Below are 20,170 nucleotides of genomic sequence, written 5' to 3'. Positions count from 1 at the left end.
GCGTCGGTCCCTGCGTTTGGTGCCAACACCGCTTCGCCCCAACCCGGGTTACTGCATCGCCAGAACGAGCGTGTCCTTTTCCACCGTAACACGGGTGAGGCGGGACCACGCCATGACGACATCCTCGGGGACAGACTGCGAGGCCGCGACCTGTCGGCGGACATAGCTGGCCAGGAAGGGCAGCCGCTGCACCGGGCAGGAACCGAGGTAGATCTCGCTGGGATCGTAAACGAAAACGTCGCCCCGCTTCACGAAGCCGCCCCGCGCCTGCGCGATCAGCTTCTGCTGGAAACCGAGGGCGTTGACCGTGACCGGCACCCCGATCTGCACCACGCCATCGCGAATGCGCACGTTGGGCGTGCCGGCGGCCAGGGTCTCGTTGCTCGGCGCCGCGGCGGGCGCGCCGGGTTTGGCGGCCGGCGTGGCCGGGGCGAGAGCGAGGATCAGGCCGTTGACGTCGGCCTCGGTGAGGCGAATGGGCTCGCCGCGCGCGAGGGCTTCGCGCCGGGCGAGGACCGCCTTGCCACGGGCCACGTCACCGCGCTGGCCTTCCACGAAATAGGTCTTCCCCGGCACCGGCTCCTTGGGCAGCTCCTTGGCCACCACGACCGGACGGAGAATCAGGAGGATCGCGCCGAGGGCGATACCCAGGATCAGACTGAGGACGGCTCCCAGGATGACTTCGCCCCAGCCGGGGCCGTGGACGGCGCGATCGATTTTACTCATGACGATTTCGGGGCTGCGGATGACTTAGCGCCGCCGCCACTGGCTGTCGATTTCGATTCCGAGCTCTTGGCGGATCCGTTCGTGGACGTCACGCTGCCGGAGCTCTTCTTGTAGTCCGTGATGTAGAAGCCCGAGCCCTTGAAGATGAGGCCAGCACCGGCGCCGAGCAGTCGTTTCACTCCCGTCTTCTTGCATTTGGGGCACGTCTTGAGCGGCGCGTCCTTCATCGACTGGAAGGCTTCGAACGTGTGACCACACTTCGGACAGGCGTAATCGTAGGTAGGCATCTCTGGAAAAAACGCGTTTTGTAGGACTGACCGCCCTCCATGGCGAGGTTCGTTTCGGAGTCAAACGCCCGGCCGCCAACAACTGCCAATCGTTGCCACTTCGGCGCTCGACCGCGGCGAGGTTGCGCCCGCGGCGGTTTTCGCCCACCGAAGAACCGCCATGGGCTTCGAATCGGAACTCAAGCAGTACATCGCGCGGGTGGAACGCGGGCTCGATCTTCACCTCCCCTCTCGCGAGACCCGCCCGGCGCGGCTGCACGCCGCGATGCGCTACAGCCTCGAAGCCGGCGGCAAACGGCTGCGGCCTGTCCTGGTCCTCGCCACCGCCGAGCTGTTTGGACGCAAGGACGAAACCGCATTGCCCGCCGCGGTGGCGGTGGAGTGCATCCACACCTATTCGCTGATCCACGACGACCTGCCCTGCATGGACAATGATGACCTGCGGCGTGGCCGGCCGACGGCGCACCGGGCGTTCGACGAGCCCACGGCCCTGCTGGCGGGCGACGCGTTGCTGACGCATGCCTTTGCCCTGCTCGCGACCGCGTATGCAGCGCAGCCGCCGCTCGCGCAGGCGCTTGTCGCCGAACTCGCCGACGCGGCTGGGAGCCGCCGGCTGATTGGCGGCCAGATGGAGGACCTGCTCGCGGAAAAGAAGGCCGACGCGACGGCTGGCGAGCTCGAGTTCATTCACCTCAACAAGACGGCCGCGATGCTTGAAGCCGCGCTCGTCATGGGCGGGCTCGTCGGTGGCGCCGACGCGGCGGCGCAAGCCACGCTGCGGCGCGCGGGACGCGGTCTCGGCCTCGCGTTCCAGATCGTCGACGACGTCCTGGACGCCACCGCCGACAGCGCGACGCTGGGCAAGACGGCGGGTAAGGACGCAAAGGCCGGGAAGACGACGTACGTTAAGCTCTACGGGCTCGACGCCTCGCGGCAGATGGCGCGCGAGCAGACCGATGTCGCGCTCGCCGCGCTCCGCTCGCTCCCAGGAGACACGAGGTTCCTCGTCGCTCTCGTCGACTCGCTCGTGGGCCGGGCGAAGTAGGACGGCAGCTCGGCATCGCTACTCTCCTTGTGACGCCGTGACGGCCTGACCCCGTCTCGGGGGGGAAAAAAATGGGGTCAGGGCGTCACCGCGTCACTTTTTGCCCCACGGGGTCAGCGTCACCGCGTCACAGATGGGAGGTTGGCGGATCACTCGGCGGGGACGGGCGCGGCGGCTCACCGTGCGGCACGGGGGCCGATGCGAGAGCGAAGAAGGCAGGGAGGAATCCGGCGGCTGGGCGCTTACGGCTTCGCGCCGTGAAGCTCGGTCGTCGCGGTCTGTGACAGCTTGTACTCGACCGACTCGCGGAGGGCTTCCCAGCTGGCGTCGATGATATTGTCGCTCACGCCAACCGTGCCCCAGATGCGCTGGCCGTCACCGCTCTCGATCAGGACGCGCGTCCGCGAACCGGCGCCGGCGTTACCCTCGAGGATGCGGACCTTGTAATCGCGCAACTGCATCGCGTGGAGCTGCGGGTAGTGCTTCTCCAGCGCGAGCCGAAGCGCCTTGTCGAGCGCGCCGACCGGGCCGGTTTCCTCCGCGACCGTGTGCATCCACTCGCCGTTGACCTGGAGCTTCACCGTCGCCTCGGCCCAGAGCTGGGCTCCGTGACGCTCGATGATGACGCGGTAGGTCTCGACGTCGAAGAACGTACGCCGTTGTCCAAGGTGTTTCGCGACGAGCAGTTTGAAGGAGGCGTCCGCCGCTTCGTACTCGTAGCCGTGGAATTCCTTCTCCTTCAGCTCGTCGATCAGCGCCTTCATCTCGGGGCGCTTTTCGTCGAGGTCGACGCCCAACTCGCGCGCTTTCAGGATGAGGCTGGTGCGCCCGGCCATGTCGGACACAAGGACCCGCGTGCGATTGCCGACGAGCGCCGGCGTGATGTGCTCGTAGCTGCGCGCCACCTTCTGGGCGGCGTTGGCATGCAACCCGCCCTTGTGGGCGAAGGCAGAGAGGCCGACGAACGGCGCCTTGGGGTTCGGCCGCAGGTTCGCGAGCTCGTCGAAGAACAAGGACAGGTCGCGCAACTGCCGCAGGTTCGTCGCGCAGTGCGCGGTGCGGCCCATCTTCAGACAGAGATTGGGCAGAACCGTCGTCAGGTCCGCGTTGCCCACGCGCTCGCCGTAGCCGTTCATCGTGCCCTGCACGAGCGACGCGCCCGCCACGACGCCGCCAAGCGTCAGTGCAACCGCGAGCCCGCTGTCGTTGTGGCAGTGGACGCCCACCTTGTCGGAGCCGAATTCCTGCACGACGCGCGCGACGATCGTCTTGAAGTCATCGACGAGCGTGCCGCCGTTCGTGTCGCAAAGCGTCAGGTTGGCCGCCCCACCCCGGATGGCCGCGGCCAGCGTGCGCAGCGCGTACTCGGAGTCGTCCTTGTAGCCGTCGAAGAAGTGCTCGGCGTCGTAGATGACCTCGCGCCCCTCCGCCACCAGGTAACGCGTGGAGTCCTCAATCATCGCCAGGTTCTCCTCGAGCGTGGTGCGCAGGATCTCGGTGACGTGGAGCTTCCACGTTTTGCCCACGATCGCGAGGACCGGCATCCCGCTGTCCAGGAGGGTGCGGAGTTGCGGATCCTCGGTGGCAGGATGGCCGGCCCGCCGGGTGGACCCAAAGGCCGACAGCCGGGCGTGCTTGAGCTTCAGCTTCTGCGCTTCCTGGAAAAACGTGATGTCGCGCGGGTTCGAGCCGGGGAAGCCGCCCTCGATGTAGTCGACGCCAAACTGGTCCAGTCGCTCCGCAATGAGCAGTTTGTCCGTGACCGAAAAGCTGATGCCTTCCCCCTGCGTGCCGTCGCGCAGGGTCGTATCGTAAATTTTGACCGCGGAACTCATGTGGGCAGCCCGCAGGGTTGTCCTCCAGAGCGTCGACTGGCAAGGGAGCTTTTGGCTGCGGCGGGGTGGATGACGCAGGTTTTTCCCGACCGCGATCGCACGTCCGTGCCCCGCTCCCGTCCGCCCCACATTCGGCCTCGCGCGCGTCCGAAGTGGCTGCAACAAAACAACCCTGCATGGGTCACCCAGACATGCTTTCACCCCGCCGCCCTGCCCCCGCCTCGCGCCGTATGAGCCTGTTGCCAGCCTCGCTCGCGTTGGCCGCGCTGATTCTCCCGCCTGCGGCCGCAACCGCGGCGTCGGCCCCGGCGGAAGCGCCTGCGGCGGCGATCTCCGCGCCGACTCCGTTGACGCCCGCCGAAGCGAAGGAGGAACTGCGCCGCGCCCAGAACCGGGCGAGCGAGCCTGGCAGCTTCCGGCGCGTCGTCTCCCGGAAGAACAAGGAAGGCGGCGCCACAATTACGACCACCACGCTCACGCTCCGGCGCACCGGTCAGCCGACGTTCACCCGGACAGAGACGGTAACCGTGTACGATGCTCAGCCCGACCAACCCCAGAAGCGCATCGCGCTGACCAACGAGGAAGGCCACTGGCAGATTCTCGGAAACAAGGCGGTGCTTCGCCCTGCGACCGCCGCGCCCGGCGTGAAGTCCGGTGATGCTGCGCAGAAGGCCAAAGGGTCGGCGCGACCGGAGGTCGACCAGATGAAGAAGTTCGTGGAGGAGGCGACGGTCAGCGGAGAGCGCTTCACCGAAAACGGCCAGCCGCGCCTCCGCGTGACCCGTGAACTCGGCCCCGAAGCACAACGGTTCATCAAGGAGAAGGTGGACGCCGAACTGGCCAAGGCGAAGAAGGAGCTCTCGTTCGCCAAGCGCGTCCTGGTCAACACGGTCTTGGCCGCGAAGGGTGGCATCGGGGCGTTCCTGCCGGTGCGTGAAGTGTACGTCATCGACCCGGCGCGGCATGCCATCCTGACGTCGAAGTTCTACAACTCCGACGGGAAGCAGATCTCTGAGATGGAGAAACAACCCGAGGCGCAGCCGAACACCGAGGAGCGTATCGACGAGCTGCCACTCGAAACGTTTGCGCTCCCGGCGGACGTGGAGGTGATCCGACCGGCCACGCGAGAGGAAGCGAGGGAGCTCATCCGGAAACTGATGGCAGAGGAAAAGAAGGTGCGCGGCGCGCAGGCGAACTGAGGCGTGCCGCCAAGTTGGCCGCCTGCGAAACACGAGTGGCCTCGATCAGGCGTCGGCGCAAACGTCAGCGCGCGCAACGCGCCCCGCCCCGCCGCTCACGCGCCCACGGCGTGCGCGTGGATGAAGGCCCGGATCGCGGCGGGCGTCGCCTGGAGCTTGTGCTTCACGATCGGCTTCGACTTGAGCGCCTCGAGGCTCGGATGCGTCGGCTCCACGCCGATGGCGCTGCGGATGGTGTCGGGAAACTTCGCCGGGCTGGCCGTTGAGAGCACAACGCTCACGCGGTCCGGCGCGATCTCCTTGAACGCGCAGGCCGTGTGCGGATCGGCCACGTAACCGTAGGCCGCGTGCACGCGCTGGATGATCCCCGGAATCTCGCCGTCGCTGCAGCGGGTGGAGGTAAAGGTGTCGCGATTGAACCGCTCGAACGTGTACGCCCCGGTCTGCTTGAAGGTGTCCATCACCTGCCGCACGCGGGCCGGCTCGCGGCCGACGGCGAAGTAGATGAAGCGCTCGAAGTTGGAGGCGACCTGGATGTCCATTGACGGCGCGAGGCTCGGATGCACCGCGCCCACGCGGTACTCGCCGGTGGTGAACAGCCGGTAGAGAATATCGTTCTGGTTCGTGGCGACGCGGAAGCCGCGGATCGGCACGCCCATTTTCTGCAGCATCCAGCCCGCGAGCACGTTGCCGAAATTGCCGGTGGGCACGACAAACTCGACGTTGCCCCGTTCCGCCGCCGGGAGCCGCAGCCAGGCGTGGAGGTAGTACACGCACTGCGCCAGCACGCGGGCGAGGTTGATGGAGTTGACCGCGGAGAGGCGGTGCTGGGTGCGGAACCCCTGGTCGCCGAAGACCTCCTTCAGGGCCGCCTGCGCGTCATCGAACGTGCCGTCAACGGCGAGCGCGAAAACGTTTTCCGCGCCGGTGCAGGCCATCTGGCGCTCCTGGAGCGGCGAGACCCGGCCATCCGGGTAGAGGATGAAAATGGCGGTGCCCGGGCGGCCGATCAGCCCGTGAATGGCGGCGGCGCCGGTGTCGCCCGAGGTCGCGCCGAGGACGTTGATCGTCTCGCGGCGGACCCGGCACTGGTGGGCGTAGAGGTTGCCCAGGAGCTGCAGGGCGAAGTCCTTGAACGCGAGCGTCGGGCCGTGAAACAGCTCGAGCACGTACAGATTCTTCGCCAGCGGCTTCAGCGGGGCGATCGCGGGGTCGGAGAACTTTGTGTAGCTCGCCGCGACGATCTGCCGGAGCGTGTCCGGCGGGATGTCGGTGGCGAACACCCGCATGAACTCGAAGCAGAGCTCGGGATAGCTGAGCCGCTCGAACGCGGAGAGTTTGCCGCTGAAGTCCGGCAGCGATTCCGGCAGGAACAACCCGCCGTCGGGCGCCAACCCCGTGGCCACCGCATCCGAGAACCCAAGCGAGGGCGTCTGCCCGCGTGTAGAGAGAAAACGCATATATGTCAGAAGCCAGAAGCCAGAGGCCGGAGGCCGGACGCCAGAAGCCGGAGGCCGGAAGACGGGCGGCGGAAGCCGGAGGCCAGAGGCCGGAAGCCCGAAGCCGAAGGCAGAGGTCTGAGCGTAAAAGCCAGAAAAAGGGACATATTGGTGTTCAATGGCCGCCGTGATCTGCCGCGATTATGAACGGACTGGGATTCCTCATCATCGCGCCGAGCCCTGGACCTATTTCCCGCATCAACGAGTAGAGTGAGTCAAAACCCTCAGGCGGGAGGTATTGGTGCGCTCGGGCAAACATGAGCCAGTTTTCGGTTTCCAGGAGCTCGGTATCGGCATCCGTCAGCTTGCTCACGAAGTGAGCCTCGTAACGGCGCTTTCCCCAAGCTTCCGCGATACAGGCGCTGACGGAACGGGCAGATCGCCGCACTTGATCGGTCAGCGCAAAGCGCTCTTCCACCGGCCACCGCCTCGACACTTCGAACACCTGGAGGCCGAGTTCGTACGCCCTCTGCCAAACCCGCAGATCCGTGAAGTGCCGGATCGGCGGGTTTCCCGTCCTGTCGGGTGATGAACTCATCGAGCGTACTGTTTTAGTTTCCGGCTTTAGCGTTCGCTTCTGGGCCATCCGTCTTCCATCTTCCGGCTTCCGGCTTCTGGCCTCTGGCTTCTGGCCTCTGGCTTCCGGCCTAGCCCGGCCCGCGGGCTAGGCGTCCAGCCCGAAGGCCTTGTGGGCGAGGCGGGCGGCTTCGTCGGCCTTGTCGAGGGCGATGACGACGGCAATTTTGATCTCGGAGGTGCTGATCAGCTGAATGTTGATCCCAGCATCGGCGAGCGTCTGGAAGAGCGTGGCGGCGACGCCGGAGTGCGTGCGCATGCCGACGCCGACAACGGCGAGCTTGGCGACCTGCTCGTAGATGGACACCGTACCGCCGAGGTCCTTCACGATGGGCTCCAGCGCGCGGACCGCCTTCTGGGTCTCCGTCTGCGGCACCGTGAACGTCAGGTTCGCCACGCCGGCGCGACCAATGTTCTGCACGATCATGTCGACATTGACGTAAGCGTCGGCCAGCGCGCGGAAGACGCGGGCGGCGGAGCCGGGCTTGTCGGTGATGTTGCTGACGACGACCTTGGCCTGGTCCTTGTCGACGGCGACACCGCGAACGAGGACTTTCTCCATGGAGGCGACTTCTGCTTTCACGATGGTTCCTGGATTGTGGTTAAAGGAGGAGCGAACTTCGAAGACGACGTTGTACTTGGCGGCGAACTCGACGGAGCGGGACTGCATGACCTTGGAGCCGGACGAGGCGAGCTCGAGCATCTCGTCGTAGCTGATCTCCTCGATCTTGCGGGCGGTCTTCACGACGCGCGGATCGGCGGTGTAGACGCCATCGACGTCGGTGTAGATCTCGCACTTGTCGGCCTTGATGGCGGCCGCGAGGGCGATGGCGGTGAGATCGGATCCACCGCGGCCGAGCGTGGTTGTCTGGCCCTCGTCGTTCACGCCCTGAAAGCCGGCGACGATGATGACGTTGCCAGCCGAGAGGTCCTTCTCGAGCGCGCTGGCGTCGATATCCTTGATCTTGGCCTTGGTGTGAACCGTGTCGGTCGTGATGCCGGCCTGGGCGCCGGTGTAGCTGATCGCGGGCACGCCGATGCCGTGCAGGGCCATGGCGGTAAGCGCAATGGTCTCCTGTTCGCCGATGGCGAGGAGCTGGTCGAGTTCGCGATCGCTGGGCAGGTCGCACACGGCTTTGGCGCGCGCGATGAGCTCGTTGGTCACGCCGGCGCGGGCCGACACGACGACGACGAGTTCATTGCCTTCGGCGCGGATCGCCTTGATGCGTTCCGCGACCTTCTTGATGCGTTCGACGTCACCGACTGAGGTGCCGCCGTATTTCTGGACGATACGAGCCATGGGAGCGGGCGTTGGAGATGGGAGCTGGGTGCGGGGCGGGATCACTCGAAGTCTCCGATCCGAAGAAGGACCGGATCCTCGAGCACGCTGCCGAGCGCCTTGAGCTGACGCAGGGTGCGCTGCATCGCACGCTCGTTGCTCTCGTGCGTCGTGAGGACGAGCGAAGCGGCGCCCGAGTATTCCGAAGGATTCTGAATGACGCTCGCGATGCTGATCCGGTGGCGGGCCATGACGGAGGCAACGCGGGCGAGGACGCCGGGCTCATCCTTGACCGTGAGCCGCAGGTAGTAGCGGCAGCGGATGTTCTCGGGCGGCGCGAGCCGGCAGGTGGGAACGGACTCGTCGGCCTCGCCGAGGAGGTGGGCGCCCTTGCCGTGCTTCAGGAGCGACGCGGCGTCGGCAATGTCGCTGATGACGGCGCTCGCGGTGGCGTCCTGGCCGGCGCCGCGACCGCTGTACAAGGTGGTGCCGACCACGTCGCCCGTGACGGAGACCGCGTTGAAGACACCGCTGACGTTGGCGATCACGTTGCCCTCAGGCAGGAGCGTGGGATGCACGCGGACCGAGAGCTCGTCGCGCTTGAAGTCGCGGGTGATGACGGCGAGGAGCTTGATGCCGTAGCCGAGAACGGAGGCGTTCTTGAAGTCGGCGGGCGTGATGCGGGAGATGCCTTCGACGATCATCTGGTCGGTCTTCACCCAGCGACCGTGGGCGAGCCAGGCGAGGACGGCGGCCTTGTGCGCGGTGTCCCAGCCGTCGACATCGAGCGATTCGTCAGCCTCGGCGTAGCCGAGCCGCTTCGCCTCGGCGAGGACGTCGGCGTAAGGCGCATCCTGGTCCTCCATCTGCGTGAGGATGTAGTTACACGTGCCGTTGAGGATGCCGTAGATCCGGGGAAAATGATTGGCGACGAGTCCCTCGCGGATGGCCTTGATGATCGGGATGCCGCCGGCGACGGAGGCCTCGAAGAAGAAATGGCCGCCGTGCTTGCGAGCGGTGCTGATGATCTCGGCGCCGTGTTCGCAGATGAGCGCCTTGTTGGCGGAGACGACGATCTTGCCGTGGCGCAGCGCGGTGAGCGTGACCTCGCGGGCGAGTTTCGTGCCGCCAATCAGTTCGCAGACGATGTGGATGGACGGGTCGTTGGCGATCGAGAACGAGTCATCCGTAAGCTTGGCCGCGGGAATCTTCACCGCACGCGTCTTGCGCAGATCGCGTACGGCCGCGCGGGCGAGGTTCAGTTTCACCCCGACGCGGCGTTCCAGGTCGGCCCGGTTGGCAGTCAGGTGTTTCCACACGCCCTGCCCCACCGTGCCCAGGCCACAGATGCCGATGTTCACTGTCATAGAGTCGCTCATGATTTCGGGGCGGCGGGCTTTTGCCCGACCTTGCTCTCGGTGCCAGCCGCGAGGCGCGCGAGGTTGGTGCGGTGCCAGACGACGACAAGCACGGCGATCAGCACGGACGCGCCGAGGATGATGCCCGGCTGTCCGAGGAAGAACGCGGCGACTGGCAGGGCGATGGCCGCGAGCATCGAGGACACCGAGACGTACCGGCAGATCGCAAGGCTCAGCAGCCAGACGACGAGCGCGATCAGGACGCCCAGCGGGAACAGCACCGCGAAGCCGCCGGCGCCCGTGGCGACGCCCTTGCCTCCGCGGAAACGCGTGAAGCAGGAAAAGCTGTGGCCAAGAAACGCGCCGACGAGTCCGGCCGCCTCGAGGTTGGTGAGCGACAGCGGCCCAAGCGTGCTCCCCGGCGTGGCCTCACGGCTGAGATACCAGTAGGCCCAGGGCGCGGCCGTCGCGAGCGCACCCTTCACCGCATCCAGCGCGAAGACCATGTTGCCGGCGCGGCTGCCGAGCACGCGACGCACGTTCGTGGCGCCCGGGTTCTTCGAGCCGACCTCGAAGATGTTCACCCCGTGCGCGCGGGCCACGAGGTAACCGAAGGGAAGCGAGCCCAGGAGGTAGCCAACGACGGCGGCGAGCAGCAGGGGGGTAAGCATGGCGACGGGTGGCGGGTGAAGGTGAAGCGGGAAACAGACAGGCCCGCCGCGGCGGGCCTGACGTCACAACTGGACGAACTTCGCCATCTTGATGGCAGGATGGCCCTTGATGACCTTGCGGGCGGACTCGCTCGGTTCGCTGTCCACGCGGACCACCATATAGGCGGTGCCGCCCGGGGTGAGACGCGAGAGGGACATGTCGGCAATGTTGACGCCGTCCTTGCCGAGGATGGTGCCCACCTCGCCCACCATGCCGGGCTGGTCCATGTTCTCGAGGACGAGGAGCTTGCCGTCGGCGAGCACCTCAACCTCGCGCCCGTTGATATTCACGATGCGCGGCTCGTTGGCCTTGCCAATGAGCGTGCCGGAAGCGGAGTAGATCTTCCCGTCGTCGGTCGTCGCCTCGACCTGGATCAGGTCGGTGTACCCGGCGTCCTGGGTGGACTTCACCACCTGGGCACGAATGCCGAGCCGCTCGAGGCGGGCCGGGGCGTTGACGAAATTGACCTCCGCGCCGCTGATCCGGCGCAGGAACCCGCGCTCGATCGAGCGGGTGACGGCGTTGACGTCGGAATCGAGCAGCTTGCCCCAGTACGTGATCGACAGCATCGAGATCTGCTGCGGCGCGATCTGCTGCACCAGGGTGCCGAGCTTGGTGCCCAGGTTGATGTAGGGCCCGAGAATCTTCATCGTCGCGGCGTCGATCGACGGCACGTTGACGGCATTGCGGATCACGCCGCCCTTGAGCACGTCGGCGATCTGCTCGGCGATCTCGATGCCCACGGACTCCTGCGCCTCGGCGGTCGAAGCGCCCAGATGCGGCGTCAGCACCACGTTGGGCATCTTCCGGAGTTCGCTGTCCTTGGCCAGCGGCTCGTCCTCGAACACGTCGAGGCCGGCGGCGGCCACGTGGCCGGACTTCAGCGCCTCGATGAGAGCGGCTTCCTTGATGATGCCGCCGCGGGCGCAGTTGAAGAGCCGGACGCCCTTCTTGCACTTCGCCAGCGCCGCCTCGTCGATCATGTACTTCGTGTCGTCGGTCAGCGGCATGTGGACCGTGATGTAATCCGACTGGCGGAGCAGTTCGTCGAGGGTCACGCCTTCCACCTGCATCGCCTTGGCCCGGCTGGGGGCGAGGTAAGGATCAAACGCGAGCACGCGCATGCCGAAGGCCTGGGCGCGCTTCGCCACTTCGCCCCCGATGCGGCCGAGGCCGACGATGCCGAGGGTTTTGCGGAAAAGCTCGATGCCCGAGAAGCTCTTGCGGTCCCACTGGCCGGCGCGCATCGAAGCCGAAGCCTGGGGCACGGGACGGGCGCCACACAGCAGGTGCGTAAAGGTGAGCTCAGCCGTGGCGATCGTGTTGCCCGACGGCGTATTCATGACGATGACACCGCGTTCGGTCGCGGCCTCGACGTCGACGTTGTCCACGCCCACTCCGGCGCGTCCCACCACCTTGAGCAAGGGGGCGGCGGCGAACACCTCGGCGGTGATCTTCGTCTCGGAACGGACGGCGATCGCGTGCACGTCCTTCACGAGTTCCAGAACCTTCTCCGGAGAGGAGCCATAGGCCTCGATGACTTCCAAGCCCGACTGCTGGCGCAGGTAGGCGACTCCTTTGGGCGAGATCTTGTCAGCGACGAGGACTTTCATGGGGACAAAATGCTCCCGAGGGAAATCTCGGGTCTGGGCGCAAGCAAGGAAAAGCCGCGCTATGACAAATGCACCCTGCCTCGGACAAAGCCCACCGCTGTGCTTGTCAGGCCGACAAGGCGTCCACCGGGTCCGAAGCCGTCGGGGCCGGCCGGCAAAAGTTGCGCCTGCTCCCCCGCCCGATCGCGCCCTCCGCGCCGAGAAGGCCGGCGGCGCGGCCTGCCGGATGGCGGGAAGCCTGATGCCCCTCACGCCACCACCCGCCCTCCCAGTTTGCGCTTTTCTGGTTCCATTCCTCCGCCTTCAATCGCCTGTCTTTGGCGACCAGCGGCTTGGCAACCAACCCCGGGGGAGACTCCGTTCCAGTTGCAAAACCGCCCTCCAGACGCGCAACTTCGAGCCCCTCCACCCGTCCTTCCTGCCGGGCGCGCGCCATCAGGTCGCGGCCTTTTCCTTTTTTCATGATCCCAGTGCCAACTCGCTCTGTCTCTTCGATGTCTGTCTTAAGGGTAGCCACCGCCGCCCTGCTGGTTGCCGTGGCGGGTTGCTCCAAGTCCGGGTCGGGATCGGGCGGTCGCGGCGGAGGTGGGGCTCCGGTTCTCGTCGGCAAAGCCGAGCGCAAGGTTGTCCCGCTCGTCATTGATGCGGTCGGCACGGTCGAGCCCATCCGCGCCGCCTCCGTCCGCGCCCAGATCACCGGCACCCTCCTGCGCATCGCGATCCGCGAGGGTCAGGACGTCGCCGAGGGCGATCTGCTGTTCGAAATCGATCCGCGCCCCTTCGAGAGCACGCTGCGCTCAGCCCTCGCCGACCAGAAGCGCATCCAGGTGCAGTTCGAAAACGCCCGCGCCCAGGTCGAACGCTACAAGCGCCTGGACGTCGGCCGCATGGTCTCGCAGGAGGAGGCCCAGCAGGTGCAGGACGCCGCCCGCGCGCTCGAGGCCCAGGCGGCGGCCGCCGCCGCCGCGGTCGAAAGCGCCCGGCTCCAACTCAGCTACTGCTCCGTCCGCGCCCCCATCGCCGGCCGCACCGGCAACATCAGCGTCCATGAGGGCGACCTCATCCGCTCCAGCGAGGCCGGGAACCTGGTCACGATCAACCAGCTCAACCCCATCTACGTCACCTTCGGCGTGGCGCAGCAGTACCTCCCCGCGATCGCCCGCTACCGCGCCGAACACCCGCTCGCCGTCGAGATTCGCCTCGGCAGCACCGAGGAGACCCCGGCCGCGAGCGGCGAACTCACCTTCGTCGACAACGCGGTCGACACCACCACCGGCACCATCCGGCTCAAGGCCACGATCGCCAACGAACAGCAGCGCCTCTGGCCAGGCCAGTTCGCCACCGTCGCCGTGCGCCTCGCCGCCCCCGAGGTCCTGACCGTTCCCGCCAGCGCGGTGCAGTCCGACCAGGCCGGCCAGCATGTCTTCGTGGTCAAGACCGACTCGACCGCCGAGTTTCGGAAGATCGTGGTCGAGCGCACCTTCAACGACGATGCCGTCGTCACCGCCGGCCTCGAGGCAGGCGACACCGTCGTCACCGACGGCCAGCTGCGCGTCATCTCCGGCCGCCCGGTGCAGGTGAAGCCCGCCGACATTCTTACGAATCCAACCGCCGCGGGACGCGAGGGCGTCGCCGCCGACAAGGCCGGCCCCGGCTCCGGCCAGGGTAAGCAGCAGAAGAAGAAGTCCTCCCAAGGCTCGTGAGCGTCCGGCTCCGGCTTAACCGTCCCGCCCGCCTCCAGCGCGTATTGCGCCCAATGCCGCGCCCATGAACATTCCTGAGCTCTTCATCCGTCGTCCCGTCATGACGACCCTCGTGACCGCCGCCGTCACGATCTTCGGCCTGATGGCCTATCAGTCGTTGCCCGTCAGCGACCTGCCCAACGTCGACTTTCCCACCATCCAGGTGAACGCCAGCCTCCCTGGCGCCAGCCCGGAAACGATGGCCTCGTCCGTCGCGACGCCGCTGGAACAGCAGCTCTCGACCATCGCCGGCATCGAGTCGATGACGTCTTCGAGTTCGCTCGGCTCCACCCAGATCACGCTGCAGTTCACGCTCGATCGCGACATCGACGGCGCCGCCCAGGACGTGCAGTCCGCCATCTCTGCCGTGCAGCGCCGGCTGCCGCAGGACATGCCCAACCCGCCGTCCTTCCGGAAGAGCAATCCGGCCGACGACCCGATCCTCCTCCTGGCGCTGAGTTCCCCGACGCTCCCGCTGTCCGAGGTCAACGAGTTCGCGGAAAATCTCCTCGCCCAGCGCATCTCGACCGTCGAGGGCGTCGCCCAGGTGCAGGTCATGGGCGCGCAGAAGTACGCCGTCCGCGTAAAGCTCGACCCGCATGCGCTCGCCAGCCGCGGCATCGGCATCGACGAGGTCCGCACCGCGCTCGACACCAACAACGTCAACATGCCCGCCGGCGTGCTCGAGGGCTCCAGCAAGGCGATCACGCTCCAGGCGACCGGCCAGCTCCACGATGCCGATGGTTTCCGCAAGGTGATCATCACCTACCGCAATGGCGCCCCCGTTCGCGTCGGCGACGTCGCCGAGGTCGTGGACAGCGTCCAGAACGACAAGCAGGCCGGCTGGTACAACGGCAACCGCTCGATCATCCTCTTCGTCCAGCGCCAGCCCGGCACCAACACGATCGAGGTCGTCGACGGCGTGAAAGCCCTGCTGCCGACCTTCCGCGCCCAGATGCCGGCCTCGGTGAACCTCGACATTCTCATCGATCGGTCGCTGGCCATCCGTGAGTCCGTCGCCGACGTGAAGTTCACCCTCGTCCTCGCCATCGCGCTGGTCGTGCTCGTGATCTTCCTCTTCCTGCGGACGCTCTCCGCCACGATCATCCCCAGCATCGCGATGCCGATCGCGGTGATCGGCACGTTCGCGGTGATGTACTTCTTTGGCTTCAGCATCGACAACCTGTCGCTGCTCGCGCTGACGCTCTCGGTGGGCTTCGTCGTCGATGACGCGATCGTCATGCTGGAGAACATCATCCGGCACATCGAACACGGCGAACCGGTGATGAGCGCCGCGCTCAAGGGTTCCCGCGAGATCGGCTTCACGATTATCTCGATGACGATCTCGCTCGTGGCCGTCTTCATCCCCGTCCTCTTCATGGGCGGCGTCCTGGGCCGGCTCCTGCACGAGTTCGCCGTCACGATCAGCGCGGCCATCCTGGTCTCGGGCTTCGTCTCGCTCACGCTCACCCCAATGCTCTGCAGCCGCTTCCTGCGGCCGATCACACCGGGCGCGCATCACGGCCGGTTCTACGAGACGATGGAGAACATCTTCCGCTCGGGCCTGAACTTCTATGAGCGCACCTTGCGCGCCACGATGCACCACCGGCGGCTCACCATGGTCGTGGCCGCGGTCGCGGTCGTGCTCACCGTCGTGCTGCTCATCATCGTGCCCAAGGGCTTCATCCCGACCGAGGACACCGGCCGCATCAGCATCAGCATCGAGGCCGCCCAGGGGTCGTCGTTCGAGTCGATGGTCCGCTATCAGCGCGCCGTCATGGCGATTGTGGGCAAGAACCCGCACATCCAGGGCTACTCCTCCTCGGTGGGCGGCGGTAACACGAGCCGCATGTTCGCCAGCCTCAAGGACCGGCATGATCGCCCGGCCGCCAGCGTCATCGTCCAGCAGCTCCGCGCCGATCTCGCCGGCATCCCGGGCGTCCGCGTGTTCCCGCAGGTGCCGCCCAGCATCCGCATCGGCGGCCGCATGTCGTCCTCGGTCTACCAGTACACGATCTACGGCCCCGACTTGAAGGAGCTCTACGGCCTCGTCCCGCCGTTCACCGAGGCGGTCCGCCAGGTGCCGGGCGTCGTCGATGTCACGACGGATCTCCAGGTCACCAGCCCCCAGCTCATCGTCGAGGTCGACCGCGACAAGACCTCCGCCCTCGGTCTCAACGTCGAGGCGGTCGAGAACGTCCTCTACAGCGCCTACGGCTCGCGCCAGGTCTCCACCATCTACACGCCGACGAACCAGTACTACGTCGTGATGGAGATCGACGAAAAGTATCAGCGCGATCCGCGTTCGCTTTCGCTGCTCCATCTCCGCAACAGCGCTGGCAAGCTGATCCCGCTCGACGCCGTCGCCAAGACGCGCAGCACCGTGGGTCCGCTGAGCGTCAGCCACCTGGGCCAGGTCCCGGCGGTCACGGTCACCTTCAACCTCGCCCAGGGCGTCTCGCTCAGCGAGGTCACCACGCGCATCGAGCGCATTGCACGCGACATGCTGCCGCCCACCGTGGGCAGCACGTTCCAGGGTACGGCCGCCGCGTTTACAAGTTCGCTCCAGGGTCTCGGCGTCATGCTGCTGGTCGCGGTGCTCACGATCTACCTGGTGCTCGGCATCCTGTACGAGGACTTCATCCACCCGCTCACGATTCTCTCGGGCCTGCCCGCGGCGACGTTCGGCGCGCTGGCCACGCTGCTCATCTTCGGCCAGGAGCTGAACATCTACGGCTACGTCGGACTCATCATGCTCATCGGCATCGTGAAGAAGAACGCGATCATGATGATCGACTTCGCCCTCGATGCGCGCCGCACGCGCGGCAAGTCGGCGCAGGAGGCGATCTTCGAGGCCTGCCTCGTCCGCTTCCGCCCGATCATGATGACCACGCTCGCCGCCATCGCGGGCGTGCTACCCATCGCACTCGGCATGGGCGCCGGCGCCGAATCCCGCCGCACGCTCGGCCTCGCGGTCGTCGGCGGCCTCGTGGTCTCGCAGATGCTCACGCTCTACATCACCCCGGTGTTCTACATGTACATGGAGCGGTTCACGAAGTACGTGACGCCGACGCCGGTCTCCGAACTCGTAGGCGAAAACGACACCGAGACGATCCTCGCCAAGTAACGCGCCGCCCTTCCCGACCGTCGGCCCAGCCGGAGCGCTGGGCCGCCCATGCGGGCCGAGGCGGCGGAAACCGGCGGCCCGTCCGCTGCCGGTAATCCGTAAACAAAAGAGGCGGCACCCGCTCGGGTACCGCCTCTCAAGTTATTCGGCGGCGACGGCGGGCGCCGTCAACCGTCCCAGGCTCACGGCTTCGCCGGCACGTTGAGGCCGAGGAAGTGGGCCGCGAAGCCGAGCTTGTCGGCCGCCTCCTCGATCATCTTCGAGGTGGGCTTGCCGGCGCCATGCCCCGCCTTGGTCTCGATCCGGATCATGATCGGGCCCGAGTCGGCGGTGTTGGCCACCTTGGCCTGCAGTTCAGCGGTGTACTTGAAGGAGTGCGCCGGGTGCACGCGGTCGTCGTGGTCGGCCGTGGTCACCAGCACCGCGGGATACTTCACCCCAGCCTTGGCCGTGTGCAGCGGCGAGTAGGCCGAGAGGTACTTGAAGCCCGCGGCATCGTCGCTGGAGCCGTAGTCATTCACCCAGGCGTAGCCGATGGTGAATTTGTGGAAGCGGAGCATGTCCATCACGCCCACGGCCGGCCACGCGACGCGGCAGAGGTCGGGACGCTGGTTGACGGTTGCGCCGACGAGCAGGCCGCCGTTGGAGCCGCCGCTGAGGACAAGCTTCGCGGGCGAAGTGTACTTGTTCGCGAACAGCCACTCGGCCGCGGCGATGAAGTCGTCGAACACGTTCTGCTTGCGCTCCTTCGTGCCCGACTCGTGCCAGGCTTTGCCGTATTCGCCGCCGCCGCGGAGGTTCGGCATCGCATACACGCCACCCGCCTCCATCCAGACGAGGTTCACGACCGAGAACGCCGGCGTAAGCGACACGTCGAAGCCGCCGTAGCCGTAAAGGAGCGCCGGGGTGTTCGCGTCGATCTTCAGGCCCTTCTTGTGGGAGATGAACATCGGCACGCGCGTGCCGTCCTTCGAGGTGTAGAACACCTGCTTCGTCTCGTAGTCGGCCGGATTGAACGCGACCTGCGGCGCCTGGTAAATCTCGCCGCGATTCGTGGCGACGTCGTGGCGGAAGTTCGTCGCGGGCGTCGTGAATGAAACGAAGTTGTAGAAGAACTCCGTCTCGTCCTCGCGGCCGCTGATGGCGCCAACGGTCCCGATGCCGGGCAGCGCGACATGGCCCTGCGCCTTGCCCTCGAGGCTGTAGATCGCGAGCCGGCTGCTCGCATCGTGCATCGTCTTCACGACGAAGCGGCCGCCGATGATGGCGACGGAATCGATGGTGTCCTCCCCCTCGGGGACCAGCGTCTTCCAGTTCGCGCGGGCCGGAGCCTGCGTATCGATCGCGATGATGCGACGGCGCGGCGCATCGAGATTAGTCACCACGAAGAGGACCGAACCGCGGTTGCCGACCACGGCGTATTCCGCGTCCCACTCCGTCACGATCGGCACCACCTTGGCGTCAATCGTCGGCGCCTCGGGGTTGCCGAGGTCGACATAGCTCAGGAGGTTTTCCGGCGCGGAGCCGCGGGAGGTCGTCACGATGAGGTACTTGCCGTCCTCGGTGACGCCGCCGTTGACGAACCACTGGGGCTCGTCGGCGCGCTCGTAGATCAGGCGGTCGGCGGACTGCGGGGTGCCGAGCTTGTGGTAGTACATGCGCTGGTGCTCGAGGGAGCTGAAGGTCTTGCCCGTGCCTTCGTCGGTCGTGGCGGCGGGATAGCGGGAATAGAAGAAGCCGCCGTTGTCCTTGGTCCAAGACGGGCCGGAGAACTTCACCCACGCGATCACGTCGCTGGCATCCTTGCCGTCGTCCACCGCGCGCACGCGGATCTCATTCCAGTCGGAGCCGGCGGCGGCGGTGCTGTACGCGACCCACTTGCCGTCCTTCGACACCTGGGTGCCGGCGAGGGCGACGGTGCCGTCCTTGGCGAGCGTGTTGGGATCGATCAGCACGCGCGGCTCAGCGCCGAGCTTTTCCTGCACGTAGAAGACGGCCTGGTTCTGCAGGCCGCTGTTCTTGGAGAAGAAGTACCGGCCGCCTTCCTTGAAGGGCACGCCGATGCGCGGGTAATTCCAGAGCGTGGTCAGTCGCTCGCGGAAGTAGGCGCGCTGCGGGAGCTTCTCGAGGAAGCCGAAGGTGAGTTTGTTCTCGGTCTCGACCCAGGCGCGGGTTTCCGGCGAGTCGAGGTCTTCGAGCCAGCGATACGGATCGGCCACCTTCGTGCCATGGTAGTCATCAACGACATTGCCGCGGGCGGCCGCGGGATACTGCCAGGTGGGACTGTCGGCGAAGGAGGCGGAGGAGGAAGCAAGGGCAAGCAAGGCAATCAGCGTTATACGCATGGCGGCCAAACTCATGTGCACCTCGGCGGAAATCAAGCGCGCGGGCTTGAACGGACGAGATCAGGGGCGGACGGCGCGGCTGGCGGGTGGATGGCGGGGGAAAAAAGCTGAAGAGCTGAAAGCTGAACCCGTCGTCGGGCGCCTGGCTCACCGGGTCCGTTCCAGCCTTCAGCGTTCAGTCTTCAGCTTTCGAGCGCGGGGCGTCCGCCAGGAATCCGGCGGCGACCGCCTCCTTCAACATCTGGTCGGCGTAGGCCCAGATGGCCTGGGAGCCGGCGGCGACGTGCTGGTTGCGGGCGACGACCCGGTCGTGGGTGATGCCGTGCTTCTGCCAGGCTCCGCCCTGGGTGCGCACGTTGAGGAGCATGGGCTGGAACCGGTCGACCGCGGCGGCGAAGCGGGACTCGGGCGTGGCGCGTTCCTCAAACTCATCCCACAGCGCGCGAAACTGGCGGGCCTGGTCGGGCGGGAGCAGCCCGAAGATGCGGCTGGCAGCGACGGCCTCGCGTTCGTGCTGGTTGGCCATCCCAGCCGTGTCGTAGGCGAAGGTGTCGCCCGCATCGATCTCCACCAGGTCGTGCAGGATGACCATCTTGAGCACGCGGAGGACGTCCAGGTTGGGCGTGTTGGCGTGCTCGGCCAGGACGATGACGCAGAGACAGAGGTGCCAGGAGTGCTCGGCGTCGTTTTCGGCGCGCCGGCTCTTCGTGACCAGCGTTTGCCGGAAGATCTCTTTCAGCTTGTCGCACTCGACGATGAACTCGATCTGCTGGGCCAGCCGCGCCGCGGGGGAGAGAGAGGGTGTTTCCACCCGGCGAGCCAAAGCCA

At 66.5% G+C, this 20,170-nt stretch carries 16 protein-coding genes; 4 read left to right on the top strand and 12 right to left on the bottom strand.

Annotation, left to right across the window (positions count from 1 at the left end; all coding sequences use genetic code 11):
• Positions 1-48 precede the first annotated feature (48 nt).
• Positions 49-726 (bottom strand): hypothetical protein, encoded by a 678-nt coding sequence (locus DB354_RS19140; protein WP_107837249.1) that lies wholly within the window; start codon positions 724-726, stop codon positions 49-51.
• Positions 723-1,013 (bottom strand): zinc ribbon domain-containing protein, encoded by a 291-nt coding sequence (locus DB354_RS19135; protein WP_107837248.1) that lies wholly within the window; start codon positions 1,011-1,013, stop codon positions 723-725. The genes DB354_RS19140 and DB354_RS19135 overlap by 4 nt, the downstream gene beginning before the upstream one ends.
• Before the next feature lie 160 nt (positions 1,014-1,173).
• On the opposite strand from DB354_RS19135, the gene DB354_RS19130 reads away from it, so the two are divergent.
• Positions 1,174-2,058: a polyprenyl synthetase family protein gene (locus DB354_RS19130; RefSeq protein WP_107837247.1), complete on the top strand. Its 885-nt coding sequence runs from the start codon at positions 1,174-1,176 to the stop codon at positions 2,056-2,058.
• 242 nt (positions 2,059-2,300) lie between these two features.
• Here the strand turns inward: DB354_RS19130 and cimA are convergent, their stop codons facing one another.
• A complete protein-coding gene (cimA, locus tag DB354_RS19125) occupies positions 2,301-3,893 on the bottom strand; it encodes a citramalate synthase (RefSeq protein WP_107837246.1) in 1,593 nt (530 codons plus the stop codon).
• A 230-nt stretch (positions 3,894-4,123) separates the two neighbouring features.
• Between cimA and DB354_RS19120 the strand changes: the two genes are divergently transcribed.
• Entirely contained in the window at positions 4,124-5,092 is a 969-nt protein-coding gene (locus DB354_RS19120) for a hypothetical protein (protein ID WP_107837245.1), read from the top strand.
• Positions 5,093-5,187: 95 nt separating this feature from the next.
• Here the strand turns inward: DB354_RS19120 and thrC are convergent, their stop codons facing one another.
• From thrC to DB354_RS22105, 7 genes are all read right to left on the bottom strand, one after another.
• Positions 5,188-6,552, bottom strand: coding sequence for a threonine synthase (gene thrC / locus DB354_RS19115; RefSeq protein ID WP_107837244.1), 1,365 nt, complete (start codon positions 6,550-6,552; stop codon positions 5,188-5,190).
• A 154-nt stretch (positions 6,553-6,706) separates the two neighbouring features.
• The gene (locus tag DB354_RS19110; RefSeq protein ID WP_107837243.1) at positions 6,707-7,129 is read right to left on the bottom strand and encodes a four helix bundle protein; all 423 of its coding nucleotides are present in this window, start codon (positions 7,127-7,129) and stop codon (positions 6,707-6,709) included.
• Between the two features lie 126 nt (positions 7,130-7,255).
• Positions 7,256-8,467 carry an aspartate kinase gene (locus tag DB354_RS19105; protein WP_107837242.1) on the bottom strand — a complete coding sequence of 404 codons (1,212 nt, stop codon included), beginning with the start codon at positions 8,465-8,467 and terminating at the stop codon, positions 7,256-7,258.
• 41 nt (positions 8,468-8,508) lie between these two features.
• Positions 8,509-9,825, bottom strand: a complete 1,317-nt coding sequence (locus DB354_RS19100; protein ID WP_107837241.1) for a homoserine dehydrogenase — start codon at positions 9,823-9,825, stop codon at positions 8,509-8,511.
• Complete coding sequence (gene plsY / locus DB354_RS19095) at positions 9,822-10,475, bottom strand: glycerol-3-phosphate 1-O-acyltransferase PlsY (RefSeq protein WP_107837240.1); 654 nt, start codon at positions 10,473-10,475, stop codon at positions 9,822-9,824. The genes DB354_RS19100 and plsY overlap by 4 nt, the downstream gene beginning before the upstream one ends.
• A gap of 63 nt (positions 10,476-10,538) precedes the next feature.
• Positions 10,539-12,128, bottom strand: coding sequence for a phosphoglycerate dehydrogenase (gene serA / locus DB354_RS19090; protein ID WP_107837239.1), 1,590 nt, complete (start codon positions 12,126-12,128; stop codon positions 10,539-10,541).
• Positions 12,129-12,234: 106 nt separating this feature from the next.
• Positions 12,235-12,591, bottom strand: coding sequence for a hypothetical protein (locus DB354_RS22105; RefSeq protein WP_146180328.1), 357 nt, complete (start codon positions 12,589-12,591; stop codon positions 12,235-12,237).
• 31 nt (positions 12,592-12,622) lie between these two features.
• Here DB354_RS22105 and DB354_RS19085 point away from each other — a divergent pair, with 31 nt between their 5' ends.
• On the top strand, positions 12,623-13,831 hold the full coding sequence (locus DB354_RS19085) for an efflux RND transporter periplasmic adaptor subunit (protein WP_158277611.1): 1,209 nt from the start codon (positions 12,623-12,625) through the stop codon (positions 13,829-13,831).
• Between the two features lie 64 nt (positions 13,832-13,895).
• A complete protein-coding gene (locus DB354_RS19080; protein WP_107837237.1) occupies positions 13,896-16,997 on the top strand; it encodes an efflux RND transporter permease subunit in 3,102 nt (1,033 codons plus the stop codon).
• Positions 16,998-17,179: 182 nt separating this feature from the next.
• On the opposite strand, the gene DB354_RS19075 is transcribed toward DB354_RS19080, so the two are convergent.
• Together DB354_RS19075 and DB354_RS19070 are read right to left on the bottom strand one after the other, a co-directional pair.
• Positions 17,180-19,342, bottom strand: coding sequence for a prolyl oligopeptidase family serine peptidase (locus tag DB354_RS19075; RefSeq protein ID WP_107837762.1), 2,163 nt, complete (start codon positions 19,340-19,342; stop codon positions 17,180-17,182).
• A 175-nt stretch (positions 19,343-19,517) separates the two neighbouring features.
• The gene (locus DB354_RS19070) at positions 19,518-20,153 is read right to left on the bottom strand and encodes an HD domain-containing protein (RefSeq protein WP_233256702.1); all 636 of its coding nucleotides are present in this window, start codon (positions 20,151-20,153) and stop codon (positions 19,518-19,520) included.
• Positions 20,154-20,170 lie beyond the last annotated feature (17 nt).

Origin of the sequence: Opitutus sp. ER46, assembly GCF_003054705.1 — a bacterium.
Classification (GTDB): domain Bacteria; phylum Verrucomicrobiota; class Verrucomicrobiia; order Opitutales; family Opitutaceae; genus ER46.
The sequence above is the reverse complement of the archived record's forward strand: the minus strand, read 5'-3'. Positions and strand labels throughout refer to the sequence as shown.